The organism is Cupriavidus sp. JZ107 (assembly GCF_053903255.1).
In genome coordinates, this window is sequence record NZ_CP096481.1 from 2,956,664 (window position 1) to 2,979,990 (window position 23,327).

Annotated in this window: 20 protein-coding genes; 14 read left to right on the forward strand and 6 right to left on the reverse strand. The window is 68.0% G+C overall.

Annotated elements, in window-relative coordinates; genetic code table 11:
• Window positions 1–177 precede the first annotated feature (177 nt).
• The 3 genes from M1D55_RS22965 to ybiB all read left to right on the forward strand — a co-directional run bounded on the left by M1D55_RS22965 (window position 178) and on the right by ybiB (window position 3,321).
• On the forward strand, window positions 178–840 hold the full coding sequence (locus tag M1D55_RS22965; protein ID WP_456281918.1) for an ANTAR domain-containing response regulator: 663 nt from the start codon (window positions 178–180) through the stop codon (window positions 838–840).
• Between the two features lie 29 nt (window positions 841–869).
• On the forward strand, window positions 870–2,189 hold the full coding sequence (locus M1D55_RS22970) for a CmpA/NrtA family ABC transporter substrate-binding protein (protein WP_456281919.1): 1,320 nt from the start codon (window positions 870–872) through the stop codon (window positions 2,187–2,189).
• 118 nt (window positions 2,190–2,307) lie between these two features.
• Window positions 2,308–3,321, forward strand: a complete 1,014-nt coding sequence (gene ybiB / locus M1D55_RS22975) for a DNA-binding protein YbiB (protein WP_456281920.1) — start codon at window positions 2,308–2,310, stop codon at window positions 3,319–3,321.
• A 201-nt stretch (window positions 3,322–3,522) separates the two neighbouring features.
• Here the strand turns inward: ybiB and M1D55_RS22980 are convergent, their stop codons facing one another.
• Window positions 3,523–4,398, reverse strand: a complete 876-nt coding sequence (locus M1D55_RS22980) for a pirin family protein (RefSeq protein ID WP_064572507.1) — start codon at window positions 4,396–4,398, stop codon at window positions 3,523–3,525.
• 378 nt (window positions 4,399–4,776) lie between these two features.
• Here M1D55_RS22980 and rpoH point away from each other — a divergent pair, with 378 nt between their 5' ends.
• The 5 genes from rpoH (at window position 4,777) to M1D55_RS23005 (ending at window position 10,470) form a co-directional block, all read left to right on the forward strand.
• Complete coding sequence (gene rpoH, locus M1D55_RS22985; RefSeq protein WP_456282759.1) at window positions 4,777–5,673, forward strand: RNA polymerase sigma factor RpoH; 897 nt, start codon at window positions 4,777–4,779, stop codon at window positions 5,671–5,673.
• A 369-nt stretch (window positions 5,674–6,042) separates the two neighbouring features.
• On the forward strand, window positions 6,043–7,548 hold the full coding sequence (locus M1D55_RS22990; RefSeq protein ID WP_156526345.1) for an NCS1 family nucleobase:cation symporter-1: 1,506 nt from the start codon (window positions 6,043–6,045) through the stop codon (window positions 7,546–7,548).
• 68 nt (window positions 7,549–7,616) lie between these two features.
• On the forward strand, window positions 7,617–8,351 hold the full coding sequence (locus tag M1D55_RS22995; RefSeq protein ID WP_006578316.1) for an aspartate/glutamate racemase family protein: 735 nt from the start codon (window positions 7,617–7,619) through the stop codon (window positions 8,349–8,351).
• Window positions 8,352–8,401: 50 nt separating this feature from the next.
• On the forward strand, window positions 8,402–9,433 hold the full coding sequence (gene puuE / locus M1D55_RS23000; protein ID WP_456281921.1) for an allantoinase PuuE: 1,032 nt from the start codon (window positions 8,402–8,404) through the stop codon (window positions 9,431–9,433).
• 131 nt (window positions 9,434–9,564) lie between these two features.
• Window positions 9,565–10,470: a GntR family transcriptional regulator gene (locus M1D55_RS23005; protein WP_456281922.1), complete on the forward strand. Its 906-nt coding sequence runs from the start codon at window positions 9,565–9,567 to the stop codon at window positions 10,468–10,470.
• A gap of 27 nt (window positions 10,471–10,497) precedes the next feature.
• On the opposite strand, the gene M1D55_RS23010 is transcribed toward M1D55_RS23005, so the two are convergent.
• The 5 genes from M1D55_RS23010 to M1D55_RS23030 form a co-directional block, all read right to left on the reverse strand.
• The gene (locus M1D55_RS23010) at window positions 10,498–11,127 is read right to left on the reverse strand and encodes an SCO family protein (protein ID WP_064572501.1); all 630 of its coding nucleotides are present in this window, start codon (window positions 11,125–11,127) and stop codon (window positions 10,498–10,500) included.
• Between the two features lie 138 nt (window positions 11,128–11,265).
• The gene (locus M1D55_RS23015; protein WP_006579467.1) at window positions 11,266–12,207 is read right to left on the reverse strand and encodes a heme o synthase; all 942 of its coding nucleotides are present in this window, start codon (window positions 12,205–12,207) and stop codon (window positions 11,266–11,268) included.
• Window positions 12,204–13,376 (reverse strand): COX15/CtaA family protein, encoded by a 1,173-nt coding sequence (locus M1D55_RS23020; protein WP_456281923.1) that lies wholly within the window; start codon window positions 13,374–13,376, stop codon window positions 12,204–12,206. The genes M1D55_RS23015 and M1D55_RS23020 overlap by 4 nt, the downstream gene beginning before the upstream one ends.
• Before the next feature lie 10 nt (window positions 13,377–13,386).
• On the reverse strand, window positions 13,387–14,046 hold the full coding sequence (locus M1D55_RS23025) for an SCO family protein (protein WP_006579465.1): 660 nt from the start codon (window positions 14,044–14,046) through the stop codon (window positions 13,387–13,389).
• An 18-nt stretch (window positions 14,047–14,064) separates the two neighbouring features.
• Window positions 14,065–14,898 (reverse strand): SURF1 family protein, encoded by an 834-nt coding sequence (locus tag M1D55_RS23030; protein ID WP_456281924.1) that lies wholly within the window; start codon window positions 14,896–14,898, stop codon window positions 14,065–14,067.
• A gap of 81 nt (window positions 14,899–14,979) precedes the next feature.
• Between M1D55_RS23030 and M1D55_RS23035 the strand changes: the two genes are divergently transcribed.
• The 6 genes from M1D55_RS23035 to M1D55_RS23060 all read left to right on the forward strand — a co-directional run bounded on the left by M1D55_RS23035 (window position 14,980) and on the right by M1D55_RS23060 (window position 23,306).
• Window positions 14,980–15,192: a twin transmembrane helix small protein gene (locus tag M1D55_RS23035; protein ID WP_006577163.1), complete on the forward strand. Its 213-nt coding sequence runs from the start codon at window positions 14,980–14,982 to the stop codon at window positions 15,190–15,192.
• Between the two features lie 502 nt (window positions 15,193–15,694).
• A complete protein-coding gene (locus M1D55_RS23040) occupies window positions 15,695–19,525 on the forward strand; it encodes a nitrate reductase subunit alpha (protein WP_456281925.1) in 3,831 nt (1,276 codons plus the stop codon).
• Window positions 19,522–21,048, forward strand: a complete 1,527-nt coding sequence (narH, locus tag M1D55_RS23045) for a nitrate reductase subunit beta (RefSeq protein WP_456281926.1) — start codon at window positions 19,522–19,524, stop codon at window positions 21,046–21,048. The genes M1D55_RS23040 and narH overlap by 4 nt, the downstream gene beginning before the upstream one ends.
• Before the next feature lie 3 nt (window positions 21,049–21,051).
• Window positions 21,052–21,777 (forward strand): nitrate reductase molybdenum cofactor assembly chaperone, encoded by a 726-nt coding sequence (narJ, locus tag M1D55_RS23050; protein WP_456281927.1) that lies wholly within the window; start codon window positions 21,052–21,054, stop codon window positions 21,775–21,777.
• 38 nt (window positions 21,778–21,815) lie between these two features.
• A complete protein-coding gene (gene narI, locus M1D55_RS23055; protein WP_006579798.1) occupies window positions 21,816–22,499 on the forward strand; it encodes a respiratory nitrate reductase subunit gamma in 684 nt (227 codons plus the stop codon).
• Window positions 22,500–22,523: 24 nt separating this feature from the next.
• Window positions 22,524–23,306, forward strand: coding sequence for a peptidylprolyl isomerase (locus M1D55_RS23060; RefSeq protein WP_456281928.1), 783 nt, complete (start codon window positions 22,524–22,526; stop codon window positions 23,304–23,306).
• Window positions 23,307–23,327 lie beyond the last annotated feature (21 nt).

A 23,327-nucleotide genomic window follows, 5' to 3' on the forward strand; every position in this document is an offset into this window, starting at 1 on the left:
ATACACCGGCCGCCCCATCGCGGGGCAAGCGGCGCCCCAAAACCCGGCGTGATTCTTGCATGAAGCAGGCAGCAGACATCGGCCGCCGAGGCGGCCATGGAAAGCCGGCCACAAGCCAACTAGCGAGCCAACAAGCGAGCCGGCCACCCGACCGTCGGCCACCGCCTGACCAAACCCATGAATCGCCGCCCGTCCCCGCCCTCCACGACGCGTTCCGCGCCCTCGGCCGCCACGCCCGCCGCCCCGGCTTCGGGCGGGCGGCCGCTGCGGATCCTGCTGGTGCGCGATCCGCTCGACGCCGATCCGCTGAACGTCGACACGATCCGCGCCGGCCTGGCGGCCGCCGGCTTCAGCGAGGTCGAGACGGTCGACGCCGACCTCGCGTTGCCGGACGTCATCGCCGCGCGCCAGCCGGACCTGATCATCATTGCCTCGGAGTCGGCGGCGCGCGATACGGTCGAGCACGTCTGCGTCTCGACCCAGCATGCGCCGCGCCCGATCGTTCTGTTCACCGACAACGACGACGCCGAACGCATCAAGGCCGCGCTGACGGCCGGCATCACGGCCTATATCGTCGACGGCCTGCGCGCCGAGCGGGTCAAGACCGTGCTCGATGTCGCCTACGCGCGCTTCCAGCTGGACCAGGCGCTGCGCGCGGAGCTCGACGCGACCCGGCTGAAGCTGACCGAGCGCAAGGTGGTCGAACGCGCCAAGGGCCTGCTGATGCAGGCGCGCGGCCTCAGCGAGGACGAGGCCTACAAGCGGCTGCGCACCATGGCGATGGAGCGCGGCATCAAGCTGGTCGAGGCCGCCCAGCGCGTGATCGACGTGATGGGCTAGGACCGTCGCGCTTTTTTTTGGAGTCTTGCATGCCCCCTCGCCCCAGTCCCGCCAAAATCCGGCGCCCGGCCGTCGTTGCCGATGCATTCGGGTGCAGCGCCGACGCGCCGCCCGCCAGCCACGGTCGCGGCCGCGCGCGGGCGAACCTGACCGGATCCGCCTTGATGACGCTGGTCGATCCGATGGTGCGCGCGGGCGCCTGGGCGGCAGGCTCGGACGCGCCGGAGAAGACCGAGGTCCGGATCGGCTTCATCCCGCTGACCGACTGCGCCTCGATCGTGATGGCCGCCGCGCTGGGGCTGGACCGCAAGCACGGCATCCGCATCACGCCGGCCAGGGAGGCCTCGTGGGCCGGCGTGCGCGACAAGCTGGTCAACGGCGAGCTCGACGCCGCGCACGTGCTGTACGGGCTCGTCTACGGCGTGCAGCTGGGCATCGGTGGACCGAGGAAGGACATGGCGGTGCTGATGAACCTGAACCACAACGGCCAGGCGATCTCGCTGTCGACGAAGCTGGCCGACAAGGGCGTCCGGGACGGCGCCAGCCTGCGCGCCTACATGACGCGGGAAAAGCGCGAATACACCTTCGCGCAGACCTTCCCCACCGGCACGCATGCGATGTGGCTGTACTACTGGCTGGCGGCCCACGGCATCGATCCGATGCGGGAGGCGCGCGCGATCACCGTGCCGCCGCCGCAAATGGTGGCCAATATGCGGCTCGGCCAGATGGACGGCTTCTGCGCCGGCGAACCGTGGCACGCGCGGGCGATCGCCGACGGCACCGGCTTCACCGCCGAGACCACGCAGGGCATCTGGCGCGACCATCCCGAGAAGACGCTGGGCACCACGGCCGAATTCGTGCAGATGTATCCGAACACGGCGCGCGCGATGGTGGCCGCGGTGCTGGAGGCATCGCGCTTCATCGACGCGTCGGCGTCGAATCGCCGCAGGACGGCCGAGACCATCGCCGCGCCATCCTGTGTCGACACCGACATGGAGCTGATCCTCGACCGCATGCTGGGCCGCTATGCCAACGGGCTGGGCAGGACCTGGGACGACCCCGATGCGATGCATTTCCATCGGGACGGCGAGGCGAACTATCCCTACCTGTCGGACGGCATGTGGTTCCTGACGCAGCACAAGCGTTGGGGATTGCTGAAGGAACATCCTGACTATCTGGCGGTGGCCCGCCAGGTCAATCGGCTCGACATCTACCGGCAGGCCGCCACGGCCGCGCAGGTACCGCTGCCGGCCAGCGAATTCCGCACGGCGAGGCTGATGGACGGCGTGATCTGGGACGCCACGCGCGACCCGAAGGCTTATGCCGACGGCTTCGCGATCAAGGCCTGAATGGCGGTGGCCGGCCGCCGCGCGGGCCGCCTGGCGTATCGCGCTATCATCGACCGATACGTACCCCCTGCTGCACCCCCGCTGCCCCGCTCTCACCGTACAGCATCACCGCACCGCCATGTCCGCTGACCGCCTCGACACTCCGCCCGCCTTCTCTGCGGCCCCCTATATCAAGGAAATCGGCCGCGGCGTCGCCGGCGCCCGTGCGCTGCCGCGCGACGATGCGCGCCTGCTGTTCGACGCGATGCTGTCCGGACGCGTCTCCGACCTCGAACTCGGCGCCGTGCTGATGGCGTACCGGATCAAGGGCGAGGCGCCGCACGAGCTGGCCGGCATGCTGGAGGCCGCGCATGCGCACTGCCTGCCGCTGCCGGCGCCGGAGCGTCAGGTGGTGGTCATCCCGAGCTACAACGGCGCGCGCAAGCAGCCCAATCTGGTACCGCTGCTGGCGCTGCTGCTCGCGCGGGAGGGCATCCCGGTGCTGGTGCACGGAACGCGCGAGTTCAATCAGCGCGTCACCAGCATCATGCTGTTCGAGGCCCTGGGGATCGCGCCGTGCGCGACGGTCGACGAAGCCGCGCGGCGGCTCGCGCAGCCGGGCGGCGGCGATACCGATCCAGGCCCGCTGGCGGTGCTGCCGATCGACGTGCTGTCGCCGGCCCTGTCGGCGCTGCTCGACAAGCGCACCCTGATCGGGCTGCGCAATTCCTCGCACACGATCGTCAAGATGCTGCAGCCGGTCGGCGCGCACACGCCTGCCGAGGCGCTGCGGCTGTACAGCTACACGCACCCCGAATACCGCGAGACGCTGACCGATTACTTCTCGCACGAGCCGGCCAACGTGCTGCTGGCGCGCGGCACCGAGGGCGAGGTCGTGGCCGACGCCCGCCGCGGCAGCCGCATCGACTGGCTGCACGACGGCCATCAGCGCACGCTGGTGGACCCGATGTCGGGCTCGGTCGCCGACGTGCCGGCGCTGCCGCCGGGCACCGACGTGGCGCTGACAGCCGCGTGGATCCGCCAGGTGCTGGCGGGGGCCGTGCCGGTGCCCGCCCCGATCGCGACGCAGATCGAGACGATCCGCGGTTGCCTGCGCGACAGCGCGCGGGTCAGCTGGGTCAGTCCGCTGTAGCGACTTGGGTACGCACCACTCGATCCTTGCTCCCCTCTCCCGTCCGCGGGAGAGGGGGCCGGGGAGCGAGCAAAGGCGTCACCATGGCGAGCGGCGGGCGGCATAGCGACTGCCCTTCCCTCTCCCCCAGCCCCTCTCCCGCAAGCGGGAGAGGAGAGCCGTCAAGCGTGGGCCAGGAGTGCCCTCATGTCATTGGCTCTGTCAGACCCGCCGCGGCGGCAGCGGAATCCGCTCGGTCTCGCCCGGTACGTGCGGGAACTCGTCGTTCTCCCAGCGCCGCGCCGCCTCTTCGATCGCCTCGCGGGTGCTGGCGACAAAATTCCAGAAGATATGCCGCCGGCCGTCGACCGGTTCTCCGCCGAGCAGCATCAGCCGGGACGGCTCCAGCGCCGTGACGGTCGCCTCGGCGCCGGGCGTCAGCACCGCCAGGTGCTCGGCCGGCAGCGCGATGCCGTCGATCGCGGCGGCGCCATCGACCAGATAGAGGCCGCGCTGCTCGTGCTCGGGCGGAATCGCCAGGCTGGCGCCGGCGTCGAGCTCCAGCGCGGCGTACAGCGTGCGGCTGAACACCTGCACCGGCGAGCGTGCGCCGAAGGCGTCGCCGGCGATCACGGTGATGCGCGCGCCGCCGTGGACCAGCCGCGGCAGCGTGTCGGCCGGATGGTGGAAGAACGACGGCGAGACCGTCTCGTGCTCGCGCGGCAGCGCGACCCAGGTCTGGATGCCGTGCAGCCGCGGGCCGGCGTCGCGGGCGGCCTGCGGCGAGCGCTCCGAATGGACGATGCCGCTGCCCGCGGTCATCCAGTTGACGTCGCCGGGCCGGATGGTCTGTTCGCTGCCGACGCTGTCGCGATGGACGATTTCGCCTTCGAACAGATAGGTGACGGTGGCCAGCCCAATATGGGGATGAGGGCGCACATCCATGCCCTTGCCGGGCTCCAGTTGAACCGGACCCATGTGGTCGAAGAAGATGAACGGCCCAACGGTTTGTGCGGCGGCGGAGGGCAGCACCCGCCGCACCGAGAAGTCGCCGATATCTCTTACATGCGGTTTCAACAAATGTTCAATGGCGGACATGGCAGACACTCCAAGGGCGTGGCGGATCGACGCAATGCTGGCAAGTGTAGCCTTTGCGGCCCGATGGCATGGTCCCTGCAGCAGAACCGGCACGGGCGCCGGCCCTCTAATGAACTTGTGTCCGTCTTCGCAGCGATTTCCGGGCGACTTCCCAGCAACCTGGAGCGCTATGGAATTTTTCCTCCGATATTCTGGAACTATCGTAGCGGACCGGACTCCAATTAGCACTCACCCGGCTGGAGTGCTAATATGCGTTGCATTGCAGTGTGGGAAGCGCCGGCCACGACGCCGTCGATGCTTCCGACACGCGGGCACGCCGCCCGCCGGATGCGAAAGGAGCCCTGAGTGAACGCAGTCCTGTCTGCCGATTCGATCACCATGAACAACACCCTGCCGATGGTGCCGCAGCGCGCCAACAGCATGGCCCTGACCCTGCCCTCCGGGCTGGGCAATCTCGACAGCTATATCCAGGCTGTCCACCGTATTCCGATGCTCACCGCCGAGGAGGAGCAGCGGCTCGCGCGCGAGCTGCGCGATCACGACTCGGTCGAGGCGGCCCGCCGCCTGGTGATGTCGCACCTGCGTCTGGTCGTGTCGATCGCCCGCCAGTATCTGGGCTATGGCCTGCCGCACGCGGACCTGATCCAGGAAGGCAATATCGGCTTGATGAAGGCCGTCAAGCGCTTCGACCCGGACCAGGGCGTGCGCCTGGTGTCGTACGCGATCCACTGGATCAAGGCGGAGATCCACGAGTACGTGCTGCGCAACTGGCGCATGGTCAAGGTCGCGACGACCAAGGCCCAGCGCAAGCTGTTCTTCAACCTGCGCAGCCACAAGCAAGGCGCCCATACCTTCACGCCGGACGAGATCGACGCGGTCGCCCGCGAGCTGAACGTCAAGCCCGAGGAAGTGATGGAAATGGAAACCCGGCTGTCGGGCGGCGATCTGGCGCTGGAAGGCCAGGTCGACGACGGCGAGGAGGAGTTCGCGCCGATCGCCTATCTGGCCGACAACCACAACGAGCCGACGCGCGTGCTCGAGGCCAAGCGCCAGGACCGGATGCAGGTCGAGGGCCTGGAACAGGCGCTGACCAAGCTCGATCCGCGCAGCCGCCGCATCATCGAGGCGCGCTGGCTGCAGGTCAACGACGACGGCTCGGGCGGCGCCACGCTGCACGAACTGGCCGACGAGTTCGGCGTGTCGGCCGAGCGCATCCGCCAGATCGAGTCCGCCGCGATGAAGAAGATGAAGGGCGCGCTGCAGGCCTTCGCCTGATGGGCGCCGCCCGCAGGCCATAAACGGCAAGCCACAAGCCAGCCGCTGGCTCCCCGCATGCGCGGGGGTGACGGCGGCGACAAGGGCCGGGTTCCGCAAGGACCCGGCCCTTTTGTTTTGCCGCTTCGGCGCCGCACCGCACCTGGGCGTGCCCCCTCCGACTCGGGGTTTGCCCGCATCCCGCGGCCGTGATGTTGACAATCACGCGGCCGTGATCTACAAATCCGTACACAACTACAACAGATTTTGTAGACAATTCTGTCTACAAAATAAATCCTGAGAGCGGATTCCCGATCCTTCGATCCACACCGCCCATCCGGCGCCTTCCGCGCGCCTACCACCGCATGGCATCGCCTTGAGGAGACAAGCATGATGCACACCACCGCGCCTGCCGCCGCCGAGCTGCAGGACAGCGCGTCCGTCCACCATGGCAACGCGCTGATCAAGCCATCGTATGACGAACGGCTGACCAACGAAGACCTGGCGCCGCTGAAGAAGCAGACCTGGAGCACCTACAACATCTTCGCGTTCTGGATGTCGGACGTGCACAGCGTCGGCGGCTACATCACCGCCGGCAGCCTGTTCGCGCTGGGCCTGACCAGCTGGCAGGTGCTGGTCGCGCTGCTGGTCGGCATCGTCATCGTGCAGTTCTTCTGCAATCTGGTGGCCAAGCCGAGCCAGGTCACCGGCACCCCGTATCCGGTGATCTGCCGGGCCTCGTTTGGCGTGCTCGGCGCCAATATTCCGGCGGTGATCCGCGGCCTGATCGCGGTGGCGTGGTACGGCATCCAGACCTATCTGGCCTCGTCGGCCTTCCTGGTGCTGGCGCTGCATTTCTTCCCGTCGCTGGCGCCCTATGCCGACGTCAAGCTGCATGGCTTCGCCGGGCTGTCGACGCTGGGCTGGGCGGCCTTCATGACGCTGTGGGTACTGCAGGCGCTGGTGTTCTGGACCGGCATGGAAACCATTCGCAAGTTTATCGACTGGGCCGGCCCCGCTGTCTATGTGGTGATGATCCTGCTGGCGATCTGGCTGGTGAACAAGGCCGGCTGGAGCAACGTCAGCTTCACGCTGAGCTTCGTCAAGTACAGCGGCTGGGAAGCGGTGCCGGTGATGCTGACCGCGATCGCGCTGGTGGTGTCGTACTTCTCCGGTCCGATGCTGAACTTCGGCGACTTCTCGCGCTACGCGAAGAACTTCGGCGCGGTCCGCAAGGGCAACTTCTGGGGGCTGCCGATCAACTTCCTTGGCTTCTCGCTGCTGACCGTGATCACGACCTCGGCCACGCTGCCGGTGTTCGGCAAGCTGATCACCGATCCGGTGGAGACCGTCAGCCATATCGACAGCACCTTCGCGATGGTGCTGGGCGCGCTGACCTTCATGACCGCCACCATCGGCATCAACATCGTCGCGAACTTCGTGTCGCCGGCGTTCGACTTCTCCAACGTGTCGCCCAAGCACATCAGCTGGCGCACCGGCGGCATGATCGCCGCGGTCGGTTCGATCTTCATCACGCCCTGGAATCTGTACAACAACCCGCAGGTCATCCACTACACGCTGGACGTGCTGGGCGCCTTCATCGGGCCGCTGTTCGGCATCCTGATCTCCGACTACTACCTGGTGCGCCGCCAGCAGGTCGACGTCGACGACCTGTACACGATGCGTCCGCAGGGCAAATACTGGTACACCCGTGGCTACAACCCGGTGGCGATCGCCACGATGATCCCGGCCGCGATCATTCCGATCCTGTGCGTGGTGGTGCCGGCCTGGCAGGGCCTGGCCAACTACAGCTGGTTCATCGGCATGGGCATCGCGCTGGTGCTGTACCGCGTGCTGGCGCGCCGCATGATGCCGCATTTCTTCGCCGCCGCCTGACACGCGGCCTGAACCCGACGACCCGACGACCCGACGACCGACGACCTGACCCGACCACGACGTTTGCCATGAAGCTCAAGATCATCAACCCCAACACCACGCAAAGCATGACCGACAAGATCGGCCAGTGCGCCCGCACCGTGGCCTCGCCCGACACGCGCATCGTCGCCGTCAGCCCTCGCATGGGTCCGGCTTCCATCGAGAGCCACTATGACGAGGCGCTGTCGGTGCCGGGCATCCTCGAGGAGATCCGCCTGGGCGAGGCCGAGGGTGTCGAGGGCTACGTGATCGCCTGCTTCGGCGATCCGGGGCTGTACGCGGCGCGCGAGATGGCGCGCGGGCCGGTGATCGGCATCGCCGAGGCCGCCATGCACATGGCCAGCCTGATCGGCACCAGCTTCAGCGTCGTCACCACGCTGGCGCGGACCTGCAATATCGCCTGGCATCTGGCCGAGCGCTACGGCATGGAACGCTTCTGCCGCAACGTGCACGCCTGCGATCTGCCGGTGCTCGAACTGGAGCGGCCGGGCTCGGACGCGCGCCGCATCATCACCGAATCGTGCCGCCAGGCGCTGGCGCAGGACCGCAGCGACTGCATCGTGCTCGGCTGCGCCGGCATGACCGACCTGTGCGAGGAGATCGCCGACGCGATCGGCGCGCCGGTGATCGACGGCGTGGTGTCGGCGGTCAAGATGGTCGAGTCGCTGGTCGCGATCCGGCTGCGCACCAGCAAGCGCGGCGATTGGGCCAGGCCCTTGCCGAAGGCCTACGCCGGCATGCTGGCACCGTTCGCGATCAACTGAGGCGCCGCCGTCCCCTCGCCACGTCCAACGATTTCCGCTTGCCGCAGATCATGTCCTCTCCGCTCTCCCCTTCCCGCCCGCAGTCCGGCGCCGATGCCGGCCAACCGTATCCGCGCGACCTGGTCGGCTATGGCAGCCAGCCGCCGCACGCCCGATGGCCCGGCGGCGCCCGCGTTGCGCTGCAGTTCGTGCTCAATTACGAGGAAGGCGGCGAGAACTGCGTGCTGCACGGCGACGCGGCCTCCGAGCAGTTCCTGTCCGAGATCGTCGGCGCGGCGGCCTACCCCGACCGCCACATGAGCATGGAGGGCATCTACGAATACGGGTCGCGCGCCGGTGTCTGGCGCATCCTGCGCGAGTTCGAGCAGCGCGGCCTGCCGCTGACGATCTTCGGCGTGTCGATGGCGCTGCAGCGCCACCCCGAGCTGACCCGCGCCTTCGTCGAGCTGGGCCACGAGATCGCCTGCCATGGCTGGCGCTGGATCCACTACCAGAACATCGACGAGGCCACCGAGCGCGAGCACATGCGCATCGCGATGCAGATCATCCGCGAGCTGACCGGAAGCGCGCCGCTGGGCTGGTACACCGGCCGCGACAGCCCGAACACGCGCCGCCTGGTGGTCGAGCACGGCGGCTTCGTCTACGACTCGGACTACTACGGCGACGACCTGCCGTTCTGGACCGAGGTGCGGACGAGCAACGGCGAAACGAAGCCGCATCTGGTGGTGCCGTACACGCTCGATTCGAACGACATGCGCTTTGCCACGCCGCAGGGCTTCAACACCGGCGAGCAGTTCTTCCAGTACCTGAAGGACGCCTTCGACGTGCTGTACGCCGAGGGCGATCCGCAAGGGCTGAACCAGCCGAAGATGCTGTCGATCGGTATGCATTGCCGGCTGCTCGGACGCCCGGGCCGCTTCCGCGCGCTGCAGCGTTTTCTGGACTACGTGCAGTCGCACGACAAGGTCTGGATCGCGCGCCGCATCGATATCGCGCGGCACTGGATCGAGACGCATCCCCATGCCGAATCGGCGCGCGAGCCAAGGGCGGCGGTGCAAGGCGATCTGTCGCTGGCGCTCTGAAGGAACGCCTCGGATGGCTGGACGGCGGCCTGCGCGCACCGGCGTTTCGGGCCGGCGCCGCCCGCTTTGTGTACGATATGCGGATCGTTCGTCGCCAATCGCGGTGACAAAGTCCACCGCGCATCGTCACAATGTCATCACTTCGCAAGCCGGCCGGCGGCAAGACCGCCGCCGCATCGGCGCCCACGGCGGCCACGCGCAAGACCGCCACCGGCAAACCCGCCGCCCGCAAGGCCACGTCCCGCAGCACCGTTGCGCCGGCTGAGGACGCACAGACCATGAGCGCCGCCGCTGCAAACGCAGTCACCAATGCCGCCGCCAACACCGCCGCCAACGCCGCCGAGAGCGCGGACAGCGGCAGCGCCGAAGCCTCGGCCACCGAGGCGATCTATCTGAGCCTGCTGTCCGCGATCATGGAACACCGGCTGCTGGCCGGCACCAAACTGGTCGAGGAGCGGCTGTGCGAGGTCACCGGCGCCAGCCGCGCGCGCATCCGCCAGGTGTTCGCCCGGCTGGCGCACGAAAAGCTGGTCACGCTGGTGCCGAACCGCGGCGCCTTCATCGCCAGCCCGTCGGTCGAGGAGGCGCACCAGGTGTTCCAGACGCGCCAGGTCATCGAGCCCGAGCTGGCCGCCACGCTGGCGCGCCACGCGACGCCGGCCAAGGTCCGCAGCCTGCAGCGGCACGTGCAGGAAGAGGACGCGGCGCGCGCACGCGGCGACCGCGCCGCGGTGATCCGGCTATCGGGGGAGTTTCATATCCTGCTGGCGGAAATGGCCGGCAACGCCATCCTGGAGAAGGTCATCCGCGAGATGGTCTCGCTGACCTGCCTGATCATCACGCTGTATGACCGGCCGGGTGCGCCGGCCTGCCCGGAGCACGAACACCGCGACCTGATCGCGGCGATCGAGAAGCGCGACGAAGCCGCGGCCCGCGCGCGGATGCGCGAGCACCTCGAGCACATCGAAGGGTCGCTGGACCTGACCGTGACCGAGGTCGGCGCGCCGGACTTCTACAGCATCTTCAACAAGGGCTGAGCCCCGGCGGCCTGCCGTCCGGACAGGTCAGGACAGCAGCTGCTTCATGTCCTTGACGATCGGCTCGGTGCCCTGGCCGTGGCGGATGAACAGCCGCAGGCGCCCTTCCGGATCGAACACATAGCTGCCGGCCGAATGGTCGACCGTGTAATTGCCCGGCGCGCTGCCGGGCACCTTGGCGTAGAACACCTTGAAGTCCTTGGTCAGCTGGCGCAGTGCCGCTTCGTCGGCGGGCCGCATGCCGAGGAAGCGCGGGTCGAAGGCCGGCACGTACTGGGCCAGCAGCGCCTGCGTGTCGCGCTCCGGATCGACGGTGATGAACAGCACCTGGACGCGGTCGGCGTCCGGGCCGAGCTGCTCCATCACGGTCTTCCACTCGACCATCGTGGTCGGGCACACGTCGGGGCAATGGGTGTAGCCGAAGAACATCACCACGGCCTTGCCCTTGAAGTCGGCCAGCGTGCGTTCCTTGCCGGTGTGGTCGGTCAGCTTGAAGTCCTTGCCGAATTCGCTGCCGCCGGTCACGTCGATGTTCTGGAAGGTCGGCTTCTGCTGGCCGCAGGCGGCCAGGCCGAGCGCCAGCAGCGCGACCAGCAGGAAGCGGCGCAGATTGGCCAGGGACGGGAATACGGACGAGGGAAACGAGGCGGTGCGCATGGTGTCGGTTCGGTTTGGGCTTGTCTGCGTGTGCCGGCGGGAGGAGTGGCGCGGCAGGCGCGCCGGCGGCAGCGGCTAGTATCGCCGATCGCGGCACACCGGGCGCTGGCCGCTACATCGTGTCGCGGCCGGGCGCCGTCATGCCTGCGGCACGAACTTGAAGTAGTGGTCGATCAGCAGCGCGGCGAACAGCAGCGACAGATAGAGGATCGAGAAGCGGAAGGTGCGCTGCGCCAGCGCGTCCGAGTATTGCCGGTACAGCTTCCACGCATAGGCCAGGAAGATGCCGCCCAGCACCAGCGCCGCCGCCAGGTAGATGTAGCCGCTCATGCCGTAGACAAAGGGCAGCAGCGTCGCCGCGATCATCACCAGCGTGTACAGCAGGATGTGCAGCAGCGTGAAGCGTTCGCCGTGCGTGATCGGCAGCATCGGCAGGCCCGACTTGGCATAGTCGGCGCGGCGGTACAGCGCCAGCGCCCAGAAGTGCGGCGGGGTCCAGGTGAAGATGATCAGCACCAGGAACCAGGCCTCGGCCGGCACGTCGCCGGCCACCGCGGCCCAGCCCAGCGCCGGCGGCATCGCGCCCGACAGGCCGCCGATCACGATGTTCTGCGGCGTGGCGGGCTTGAGCAGGATCGTGTAGACCACCGCGTAGCCGACGAAGGTGGCGAAGGTCAGCCACATCGTCAGGTCATTGGTAAACACGTGCAGCAGCCACATGCCGGCGCCGCCCAGCACCAGCGAGAACACCAGGATCTGGCTCGTGCCGATCTCGCCGGTGGCCGACGGACGCCACGCGGTGCGGCGCATCAGCGCGTCGACCTTCTGCTCGACCAGGCAGTTGATCGCGAAGGCGCCGGCGGCCAGCAGCCAGATGCCGGCGGCACCGCCGATCAGCACGCGCCACGGCACCATGCCGGGCGTGGCCAGGAACATGCCGATGATGGCGCAGAAGACCGCCAGCTGCGTCACGCGCGGCTTGGTCAGCGCGGCGTACTGGCGGGCGAGGTGGCGCAGCCGGCTGGGCGGTTGCTGGGTCTGGGTAGCGGTGGTGGCCACGGGAGCAGTCTTGTCTTTCATGAGGCGCGCGCCGTGTCGGCCGGGCGATTTGCGCCGGCGGCTTCGGGAGCCGGGGCGTCTTGAGCGGCAGCGGGGGCGCGATCGAAGGAACCGGGGGCCGCGGCGGTGGCGGCGCGGGTCGCGAGCCCTATATTGTAATTGAGCCTGACCAACAGCATCAGCAGCACCGCCGCGCCGCCATTGTGGGCGACTGCCGGCAAAAGCGGCCAATCGAGCACGATATTCGACAAACCGGTTGCCAACTGCAGCACCAGCGTCGCCAACAGCCAGTGCGACGCCCGCGCCAGCGGCGCAAAACGGCGCGTACGCAGCGCGAACCAGGCCAGATAGCCGAGCACCACCACGGCGAAGCCGCGGTGCACCCAGTGGATGGCCACCAGCGCCGAATGCGGGATGTAGTCGCCGTCCGCCGTCATGCCCAGCTGCCGCCACAGCGTGAAGCCATGGCGGAAGTCCATCTCGGGAATCCATTGCCCGTTGCACAGCGGGAAATCGGTGCAGGCCAGCACCGCGTAGTTGGTGCTGACCCAGCCGCCCAGGAAGATCTGGATCGTCAGCAGCGCCAGCGCGATCCGTCCCGGCCAGCGCAGGCCGGCTGCCGCCGGCGCGATCGTGCGCGGCGGGTCGCTGCGCGAGCCCAGCCAGATCAGCGCCGCCAGCAGCGCCATGCCCAGCAGCAGATGGGTCACCACGATGATCGGCTGCAGCTTCAGCGTGACCGTGAAGGCGCCGAACGCGCCCTGCACGCAGACCAGCAGCAGCACGCCGGTGGCGAACCACGGCGATTGCTTCAGCTCGCGGCGCTTGCTCCAGGCCAGCACCACCAGCGCGATGATCAAGACCCCGACCGCCATCGCGAAGTACCGGTGCAGCATCTCGATCCAGGCCTTGGCCCAGGTCACCGGGCCGCTCGGCAGTGCCGTTTCGGCCGCACGAATGTGCTCGACGGCCGCATAGGGGTTCGAATGGCCATAGCAGCCTGGCCAGTCGGGGCAGCCCAGGCCCGAGTCCGTCAGCCGGGTAAAGCTGCCGAACATGATCAGGTCCAGCGTCAGGAACGCGGTGATCCAGACCAGCTTGCGGTATTTGTCGCGGCTGCCGCGGGCCAGCACATAGCTGAGCGGCAGCAGCGCCAGCAGCAGGCCGATCAGGGCGAGTTGAGTCAGCATGGGCCCTCCATCAGCCGATGCGGTTGTACTTGAGCAGGCGGCTGAGGTCCGAATGCACCTTCTTCGGGTCCGGGTCCTTCGGGAACCGCATCATCAGGTTGCCGAGCGGATCGACCAGATACAGCGTGGCCTCGACCGCCTCGCCGTCGGCGGGCGGCAGCCAGCCGCGGATCTGCTCGCGGGGCATGCGCAGGAAGCGCACGCCGGCATAGGGCTCGTTGTAGGCGGCGGTCAGGCGCGGGTCGATCGGCCCGTCGTCGCTCACCAGCCAGACCGGCACGATGCGCTCGCGCTCCTTGCCCTGGCCGGCGCGGATCTGCCGGATCGTGAACAGCCGCTTCGCGCACGCCTCGTCGCAGGCGGCGCTGTCGGTCGACACCAGCAGCCATTTGCCCTTGAAGTCCTGCAGCGGCACCGGCTGGCCGCGCTCGTCCGTCACCTGCACGGCCGGCGCCGGGCGCTGCGGCTCGATCAGCGTGCCGTAGTTGGTCTGCCCGCCGGCCGGCCGGAACACGTAGTAGGTCAGATACGAGGCGATGACCGGCGACGCGCAGACCAGCAGCAGCAACAGCATCTGGATCCGGCCGCGGCGCGTGCGGGCATCGATGCGCGGATCGCTGCGGGAGTCTTGCGGCGCGGCCGGCTTGGCCGTGGCGGGATCGGAAGGCATGGATCGTCGTTGGAGTGATTAATCGTCGTTGCGGGCGGCGCCCGCGGGGGCCGTGCCGGCGGCGCGGCCGGCATCGGCCGGGTTGGCGAGCCGCCGGGCACGCCGCCAGGTCAGCACCACCAGCAATACCAGCGTCAGCGCGGCCAGACCATACCACTGAAAGGCATAGCCGTAGTGGCGCTCGACGCCGAGGTCGGCGCTCGCCCAGTCGCGCGCCAGGCCATCGCCGCTGTCGCTGCGCTGCTGCAGCACGAACGGCTGCAGCGGCATACCCAGTTCGGCGGCAAAGTCGTCGAGGTCCAGGTTCTGCCGGATCGGCGCGCCGCGCTGGGCATCGGCGCCACCGAGCTGATAGACCTTGGGCACGTCGGCCAGTGCCACGCCCTGCAGCGTCACCGTGCCTGCGGGCGTCGGAAACGGCGCGATGCGGGTGCGATCCTGTGGATCACGCGGCAACCAGCCGCGCAGCACCAGCACGGCGCGGGGCGCACCGGCGTCGGCGCTGGCGCTCGCACTGGCGGACTCGTCGGGCCGCAGCGGCGTCAGCACCAGGAAGCCCGAGCGGCTGTCCTGCCCGTTGCCGTGCGGACGGTTTTCCAGCAGCACGGTGTGGGCCGGGTCGAACTTGCCGCGCACGACCACCTGGCGCGACACCAGCCCGGCCGCGGGCAGCGGCGGCGGCGCCGTGCCGATCCGCAGCGGCGGCGCCTCGGCCAGCGCGCGCAGCCGCTCGGCGCGGGCGATCTTGTCGTGGGCACGGCCGAGCTGCCAGTTGCCCAGCGCGCAGGTCACCGCGATGACGATCAGCGCCGCGACCGTCGGCACCGGGCTCAGGGCGCGCAGCAGCTTCATCGGGGGCACAGCGACAAATGCCGTCGAAACTGCCGGGGGGACGCGGTGCGATAATGGCACACCATCGCCCCGACCGCCGCCATGCGCATCGTCATCGTCATTGCCTTCATCCTGATCGTCTCCAGCCTGGCCTCGGCCCTGTTCTTCATGATGCGCGACCGCGGCAAGTCGAGCGCGCATATGGTCCGTTCGCTGACGGTACGTGTCGGCCTGTCGATCGCGCTGTTCCTGTTCATCCTGTTCTCGTACTGGATGGGATGGATCGAAAGCACGGGCATCCGCACGGGGCCGTAGCACCGGGCACCTTCCAGACAGCCGACAAACAGCAAGCGCCGCAGAGGTGGACTCCTGCGGCGCTTGCTGTTTGTGCTGGCAGGGAATGCACGGCAATCCCGCATTCTAAAGGATCGACACGCCGCGCCGCGCCCTTGAATCCGTGTGCCCTGCGTATTGCAGCCGTAATCGGCTGTGTCGCCGCCGTGTCCCGCCGTGTCGCGGCGATCACCGGCATTTCGGTACATAACTGAAACGCGATTTGTAATTCATGCGAATAGCACGCCGGCGGTGCCGTCATTCGCCGATTTTGATTCAGGTCAAAGAAACTTTTCGTTCCGTTTTTACCGATCGATATGGCATGTTAATGTGGTTCGCACGCGAATTTGCAATTTCGCGTTCGACCACTAATATCAAAGCCGCCCCATGAAATGCCTTGTCGGAACGCGTGCGCCTGCACGCGGGGGATGGCTGTTGCCGCCGTTTTCCGCATGGCCGACAGGCGGAATCGACCGGAGCCGTCATGAGCCATTTTCTCGACCGCTTGCGTTACTTCTCGACCGAGCGCATCGCATTTTCCAATGGCCACGGCGCCGTCACCGACGAAGACCGGAAATGGGAGGACGGTTATCGCCAGCGCTGGCAGCATGACAAAATCGTGCGCTCCACGCATGGCGTCAATTGCACCGGATCCTGTTCCTGGAAAATCTATGTCAAGGGCGGCATCGTGACATGGGAAACCCAGCAGACCGACTATCCGCGTACCCGTCCCGATCTTCCCAATCACGAGCCGCGCGGCTGTTCCCGCGGCGCCTCCTATTCCTGGTACCTCTACAGCGCCAACCGGCTCAAATACCCGCTGGTGCGCAGCGCATTGGTCAGGCTGTGGCGCGAGCGGCGCCAGTCGATGGGGCCGGTCGAGGCCTGGGCCTCGATCGTCGACGACCCGCAGGCGCGGCGCAGCTATCAGGCTCGCCGCGGCCTCGGCGGCTTCGTCCGTTCGAGCTGGGACGAGGTCAACGAGATCGTCGCCGCCGCCAACGTCCATACCATCGCGCGGCACGGGCCCGATCGCGTGGTCGGTTTCTCCCCGATCCCGGCGATGTCGATGGTGTCCTACGCCGCCGGCGCGCGCTACCTGTCGCTGCTGGGCGGCGTCTGCCTGAGCTTCTACGACTGGTATTGCGACCTGCCGCCCGCGTCGCCGCAGACCTGGGGCGAGCAGACCGACGTGCCCGAATCGGCCGACTGGTACAACTCGACCTTCATCGTGATGTGGGGCTCGAACGTGCCGCAGACGCGCACGCCCGACGCGCATTTCATGACCGAGGTCCGCTATCGGGGCACCAAGGTGGTGTCGATCTTTCCCGATTATTCGGAAGGCGCGAAGTTCGGCGACATCTGGCTGCATCCGAAGCAGGGCACCGACGCGGCCCTGGCGCTGGCGATGGGCCACGTGGTGCTGAAGGAATTCCACCTGGCGCCGGGCCGCAGCGCCTACTTCCTCGATTACTGCCGCCGCTATACCGACATGCCGTGTCTCGTCCGGCTGGTGCCGCATGGCGACGGCTATGTGCCGGAGCGGCTGGTGCGGGCCGCCGATTTCGATGACGCGCTCGGGCAGGCCAATCGGCCCGAGTGGAAGACCGTGATGATCGACGAGACCACCGACCGCGTCGTCGTGCCGCCCGGTTCGGCGGGCTTTCGCTGGGGCCAGCAGCAGGACGGCAAGCCCGGCGACGACGCGGGCAAGTGGAACCTGCGGATGGAGAGCGCCGACGGCACGCCGCTCGTGCCGCGGCTGTCGCTGGCCCAGGCACATGACGAAGCGGTCGACGTGCAATTCCCCTACTTCGGCAACGTCCCGCATCCGCACTTTCCCAATACCGGCCACGGCTCGGTGCTGTCGCGCCGGATCGGCGCGCGCCGCATTGCCACGCGCAACGGCGACATGCTGGTCGCCACGGTCTACGACCTGTTCATCGCCAATTACGGGCTGGACCAGGGGCTGGGCGGCCACGATGTCGCCGCCTCCTACGACGACGACATTCCGTACACGCCGGCCTGGCAGGAAGCGATCACCGGCGTCAGGCGCGCCGACGTGATCACGGTCGCGCGGCAGTTCGCCGAGAACGCGCACAAGACCGAGGGCAAGTCGATGGTGATCCTCGGCGCGGGGCTGAACCACTGGTTCCATATGGACATGTCCTACCGCGCGATCATCAACCTGCTGATCATGTGCGGCTGCGTCGGCAAGTCGGGCGGCGGCTGGTCCCACTATGTCGGCCAGGAAAAACTGCGGCCGCAGACCGGCTGGACGCCGCTGTCGTTCGGCCTGGACTGGTATCGGCCGCCCCGCCAGATGAACGCGACCTCGTTCTTCTACGCGCATACCGACCAGTGGCGCTACGACCCGATGGACCCGGGCGCGCTGCTGTCGCCGCTGGCCGACAAGTCGCAGTTCCACGGCGCGCCGATCGACTACAACGTGCGCGCCGAACGGATGGGATGGCTGCCGTCGGCGCCGCAGCTGCTGCAGAACCCGCTGGCGCTCGGCCGCAAGCTGACCGATGCGTCGCAGGCCGGCAGCGTCGTCGCCGACGGCCTGAAGTCCGGCGCGCTGCGCCTGGCCTGCGAGGACCCCGACGATCCGCGCGCCTTCCCGCGCAACCTGTTCGTCTGGCGCTCCAACCTGCTCGGCTCGTCCGGCAAGGGGCACGAATACTTCCTCAAGCATCTGCTGGGCACCACGCATGGCGTGCAGGGCGAGCAGATCGGCGAAGGACGCCATGGCGAGGTACCGCGGCCCGAGGAGGTGGCGTGGCACGAGAACGCACCGGAAGGCAAGCTGGACCTGCTGGTGACGCTGGACTTCCGCATGTCGACCACCTGCATGTACTCCGACGTCGTGCTGCCGACCGCGACCTGGTACGAGAAGGACGACATGAACACGTCGGACATGCATCCGTTCATCCATCCGCTGTCGGCGGCGGTCGATCCGGCCTGGCAATCGAAGAGCGACTGGGAAATCTTCAAGGGTATTGCGAAGCGTTTCTCCGAGCTGGCTGAAGGTCATCTCGGCATCGAGCGCGACGTGGTGCTGTCGCCGATCGGCAAGGACACGCCGGCCGAGTTGGCCCAGCCCTTCGACGTGCGCGACTGGAAGCGCGGCGAATGCGAGCCGCAGCCGGGGCGGACGATGCCGTCGGTGACCGTGGTCGAGCGCGACTATCCGGCCACCTATCGCCGCTTCACCTCGTTGGGGCCGCTGATGGACAAGCTGGGCAATGGCGGCAAGGGCATCGGCTGGAATACCGAGGACGAGGTCCGGTGGCTGGGCGAGCTGAACCAGCGCACGTCCGACTCCGACGAGGCCGGCCACGCCGGTCACGCCGGTCACGCCGGACAGAGGCCGCGCATCGATTCGGCGATCGACGCCGCCGAGGTGATCCTGTCGCTGGCGCCCGAGACCAATGGCGCGGTCGCGGTCAAGGCGTGGCAGGCGCTGTCGGCGCTGACCGGCATCGACCACACCCATCTGGCGCGGTCGCGCGCCGACGAGCGCATTCGCTTTCGCGACATCCAGGCACAGCCGCGCAAGATCATCTCGTCGCCGACCTGGAGCGGCATCGAGTCCGAGCACGTGTCGTACAACGCCTGCTACACCAATGTGCACGAGCTGATCCCATGGCGCACGCTGACCGGGCGCCAGCAGCTGTACCAGGACCATGCGTGGATGCGCGCGTTCGGCGAATCGCTGTGCGTCTACAAGCCGCCGATCGATACCGGCAGCTACGCGGGCATGGTCGGCACGCGCTCGAACGGCAATCCCGAGATCGTGCTGAACTTCATCACGCCGCACCAGAAGTGGGGCATCCACAGTACCTACACCGACAACCTGCTGATGCTGACGCTGTCGCGCGGCGGCCCGATCGTGTGGATCGCCGAGGACGACGCCAGGCAGGCCGGCATCGTCGATAACGACTGGATCGAGTGCTACAACGCCAACGGCGCGCTGTGCGCGCGCGCCGTGGTCAGCCAGCGGGTGCCGCGCGGCATGGTGATGATGTATCACGCGCAGGAGAAGATCGTGAACACGCCGGGGTCGGAGATCACCGGCGGGCGCGGCGGCATCCACAACTCGGTGACGCGGGTCTCGCTCAAGCCCACCCACATGATCGGCGGCTACGCACAGCTGTCGTACGGCTTCAACTACTACGGCACGGTCGGCGCCAACCGCGACGAATTCCTGATCGTGCGCAAGATGCGGCGCGTGGACTGGCTCGACGATGCGCCGCCCGATCCGGTCAACCCGGCCACCGAACACAGGATCCGCGAAGGAGAGGCCCGATGAAAGTGCGCGCGCAGATCGCGATGGTGCTGAACCTGGACAAATGCATCGGCTGCCATACCTGCTCGGTGACCTGCAAGAATGTCTGGACCAGCCGCGAGGGCATGGAGTACGCCTGGTTCAACAACGTCGAGACCAAGCCCGGCATCGGCTACCCCAAGGACTGGGAGAACCAGCAGCGCTGGCGCGGCGGCTGGACCCGCAAGGCCAACGGCCGGCTCGAGCCGCGCCTGGGCAGCAAGTGGCGGATCCTGGCGCAGATCTTCGCCAATCCGCGCCTGCCGGAGATCGACGACTACTACGAGCCGTTCACCTTCGACTACGCGCATCTGCAGGACGCCGGCGACAGCCGCGCGATGCCGGTGGCGCGGCCACGCTCGCTGATCAGCGGCGAGCGGCTGGAGAAGATCGAATGGGGGCCGAACTGGGAGGAGATCCTCGGCGGCGAATTCGAGAAGCGCTCGCAGGACTACAACTTCGAGCAGGTGCAGAAGGACATCTACGGGCAGTTCGAGAACACCTTCATGATGTACCTGCCGCGCCTGTGCGAGCACTGCCTGAATCCGGCGTGCGTGGCGGCGTGTCCGTCTGGCTCGATCTACAAGCGCGAGGAGGACGGCATCGTGCTGGTCGACCAGGACAAGTGCCGCGGCTGGCGCATGTGCGTGTCGGGCTGCCCCTACAAGAAGATCTACTTCAACTGGCACAGCGGCAAGGCGGAGAAATGCATCTTCTGCTATCCGCGCATCGAGGCCGGCGAGCCGACCGTCTGCTCGGAGACCTGCGTCGGCCGCATCCGCTATCTGGGCGTGCTGCTGTACGACGCCGACCGCATCGAGCAGGCGGCCAGCGTCGAGTCCGAGCAGGACCTGTACGAGGCGCAGCTGTCGCTGTTCCTCGACCCGAACGATCCCGCGGTGATCGCGCAGGCCGAGCGCGACGGCGTGCCGGCCGGCTGGATCGACGGCGCGCGCAAGTCACCGGTCTACAAGATGGCGATCGACTGGAAGATCGCCTTTCCGCTGCATCCGGAATACCGCACGCTGCCGATGGTCTGGTACGTGCCGCCGCTGTCGCCGATCAATGCCGCAGCCAACAGCGGCGAGCTCGGCATCAACGGCTACCTGCCGGACGTCGGCTCGCTGCGCATTCCGCTGCGCTACCTGGCCAACCTGCTGACCGCCGGCGACGAGGCGCCGGTCAAGCTGGCGCTGGAGCGGCTGCTGGCGATGCGCGCCTATATGCGCGCCCGCCATGTCGACGGCGCCGACGCGCCCGGCGTGCTGGCGCAGGCCGGGCTGAACGCCGCACAGGTCGAAGAGATGTACCGCTACCTGGCGATCGCCAACTACGAGGACCGCTTCGTCATCCCGACCTCGCACCGCGAGTACGCCGAGGATGCCTTCGACCTGCGGTCCTCGTGCGGCTTCTCGTTCGGCAACGGCTGCTCGGACGGACGCTCGGAAACCAGCCTGTTCAGCACGAAGAAGGGCAATCGCAAGATCCCGATCCGCCAGGAGTTCTAGGACATGCTGACCGACGTCTTTTCGCGTGCCGCCGCGCCTTCGCCGGCCACCTTCTCGCTGCTGTCGGCCCTGCTCGACTATCCCGAGGCCGCGCTGCTCGACGCCGTGCCGGAGGCACGCCGGCGCGTCGCCGAGGACCGCTCGCTGCCGCGCGACAGCCGCGCCGACCTCGAACGTTTCCTCGGCTACCTGGCCGCGCGCGAGCCGCTGACGCTGCAGGAGAACTATGTCGCGCTGTTCGATCGCGGGCGCGCGACCTCGCTGCATCTGTTCGAACACGTGCATGGCGAATCGCGCGACCGGGGCCAGGCGATGGTCGACCTGCTGCAGATGTACGAGCGCCACGGACTGCGGCTGCAGCCCGGCCATCTGCCCGACTACCTGCCGGTCTTTCTGGAGTACCTGTCGCGGCTGCCGGCATCCGACGCGGTGGCGCTGCTGGCCGAGACCGGCGAAATCCTGCAATCGATCGCGGCCCAGCTCGCCCAGCGGCGCAGCCACTACGCGCTGCCGCTGGGCGCGCTGCTGCGGATCATCGGGCAGCGCCCGCCCGCGCTGACGCTGCCCGAGCCCTCGGCGACCGACGCGGACGACGCGGCGCGCGTGCCGAGCGCGGCCGACTATCGCGAGCTGGACGCGGCCTACGCCGACGAGCCGGTCCGTTTCGTCGGCGCGGGCCAGCCCGCGGCCGAGCCGGTCCGCTTCTACGACAAGCGCCCTCAGCGCTGATCCCCGACTACCACACCGCTTGCGAACGGAGGGCCGTCATGACGCATTACCTGCATACGTTCCTGTTTGGCATCTATCCCTATATCTGCCTGGTGGTGCTGCTGCTCGGCAGCCTGATCCGCTTCGACCGCGAGCAGTACACGTGGAAGAGCGACACCTCGCAGCTGCTGCGGCATCGCTCGCTGCAGATCGGCAGCAATCTGTTCCACTGGGGCATCCTGGTGGTCGTGATCGGCCATTTCGTCGGCTTTCTGGCGCCGCACTGGCTGGTGTCGCCGTTCCTGTCGGCGTCGGGCCATCAGCTGCTGGCCATGGTCGGCGGCGGCGCGGCCGGTGTGGTCGCCATCATCGGCCTGTCGATCCTGATCTGGCGGCGCCTGTTCGATGCGCGGATTCGCCGCAACAGCCGCGTCTCGGACATCGTGATCGTGCTGATGCTGTGGGTGCAGCTCGCTCTCGGACTGTGGACCGTGGTGCTGTCGATGCGGCATATGGACGGCGTGCTGTTCGAATCGCTGACCAGCTACGTCAAGGGCATCGTGACCTTCGAGCCGGCGGCCGCCGACATGCTGCGCGGCGTGCCGCTGACCTACCAGCTGCATATCCTGCTCGGCTTCACGCTGTTCCTGGTGTCGCCGTTCACGCGGATGATCCATATCTGGAGCGGCATGGGCACGGTCGCCTATCTGGTGCGGCCGTTCCAGCTGGTGCGCCGGCGCTGACGCAGCGCTGATGGAGACATCGTGATGAACGACACCACCATGGCGGCCATCGCCCCGGCCAGCGTCAATGGCGTCGCGATCGGCGCCGAGGCGATCCGCGAGGAGAGCCTGCTGTACCGCGACGATGCCGATGCGATCGCCAGCGCCAGGCGCGCGCTGGCGATCCGCGAACTGCTGCGCCAGCGCGCCGTGGCGCTGGGCATCGCCGATGCCGGGACCGAACTCGACGATGCCGTGGTCGATGCGCTGATCGGGCGCGAGGTCAGCGTGCCGGTGCCGACCGAGTCCGATTGCCGGCGCTATTACGACGGCCATCCGGCGCGCTTCCGGCGCAACGAGATCGTCTACGCGAGCCATATCCTGTTCGCGGTCACCGGTGGCGGCGCGCTCGCGGTGGTCCGGCATCAGGCCGAGCAGACCTTGCGCCGTCTGTTGGCCGAGCCGGAGGCTTTCGAGGCGACCGCGCGCGAGATGTCGAACTGTCCGTCGGCCGGCGTCGGCGGCAGCCTCGGCCAGCTGCTGCGCGGCGACAGCGTGCCGGAGTTCGAGCAGGCCGTATTCGACGGTGAGGCGATCGGCTTGCTGCCGGGATTGGTCAGGACCCGCTTCGGCTTCCATATCGTGCGGGTCGAACGTCGCGTGCCCGGCGAGGCGGTGCCCTTCGACGAAGCCCGGGCCGAGATCGCGCGCTTCCTCGGCGAGCGCGTGCGGCACAAGGCGATCCAGCAGTACATCGCAATCCTGGCCGCGCAGGCCAGCATCGTCGGCGTGGCGCTCGGCGAGGCGAACGGCCCGCTGGTGCAGTAGTGTCGCGGCCCATCGACCCTG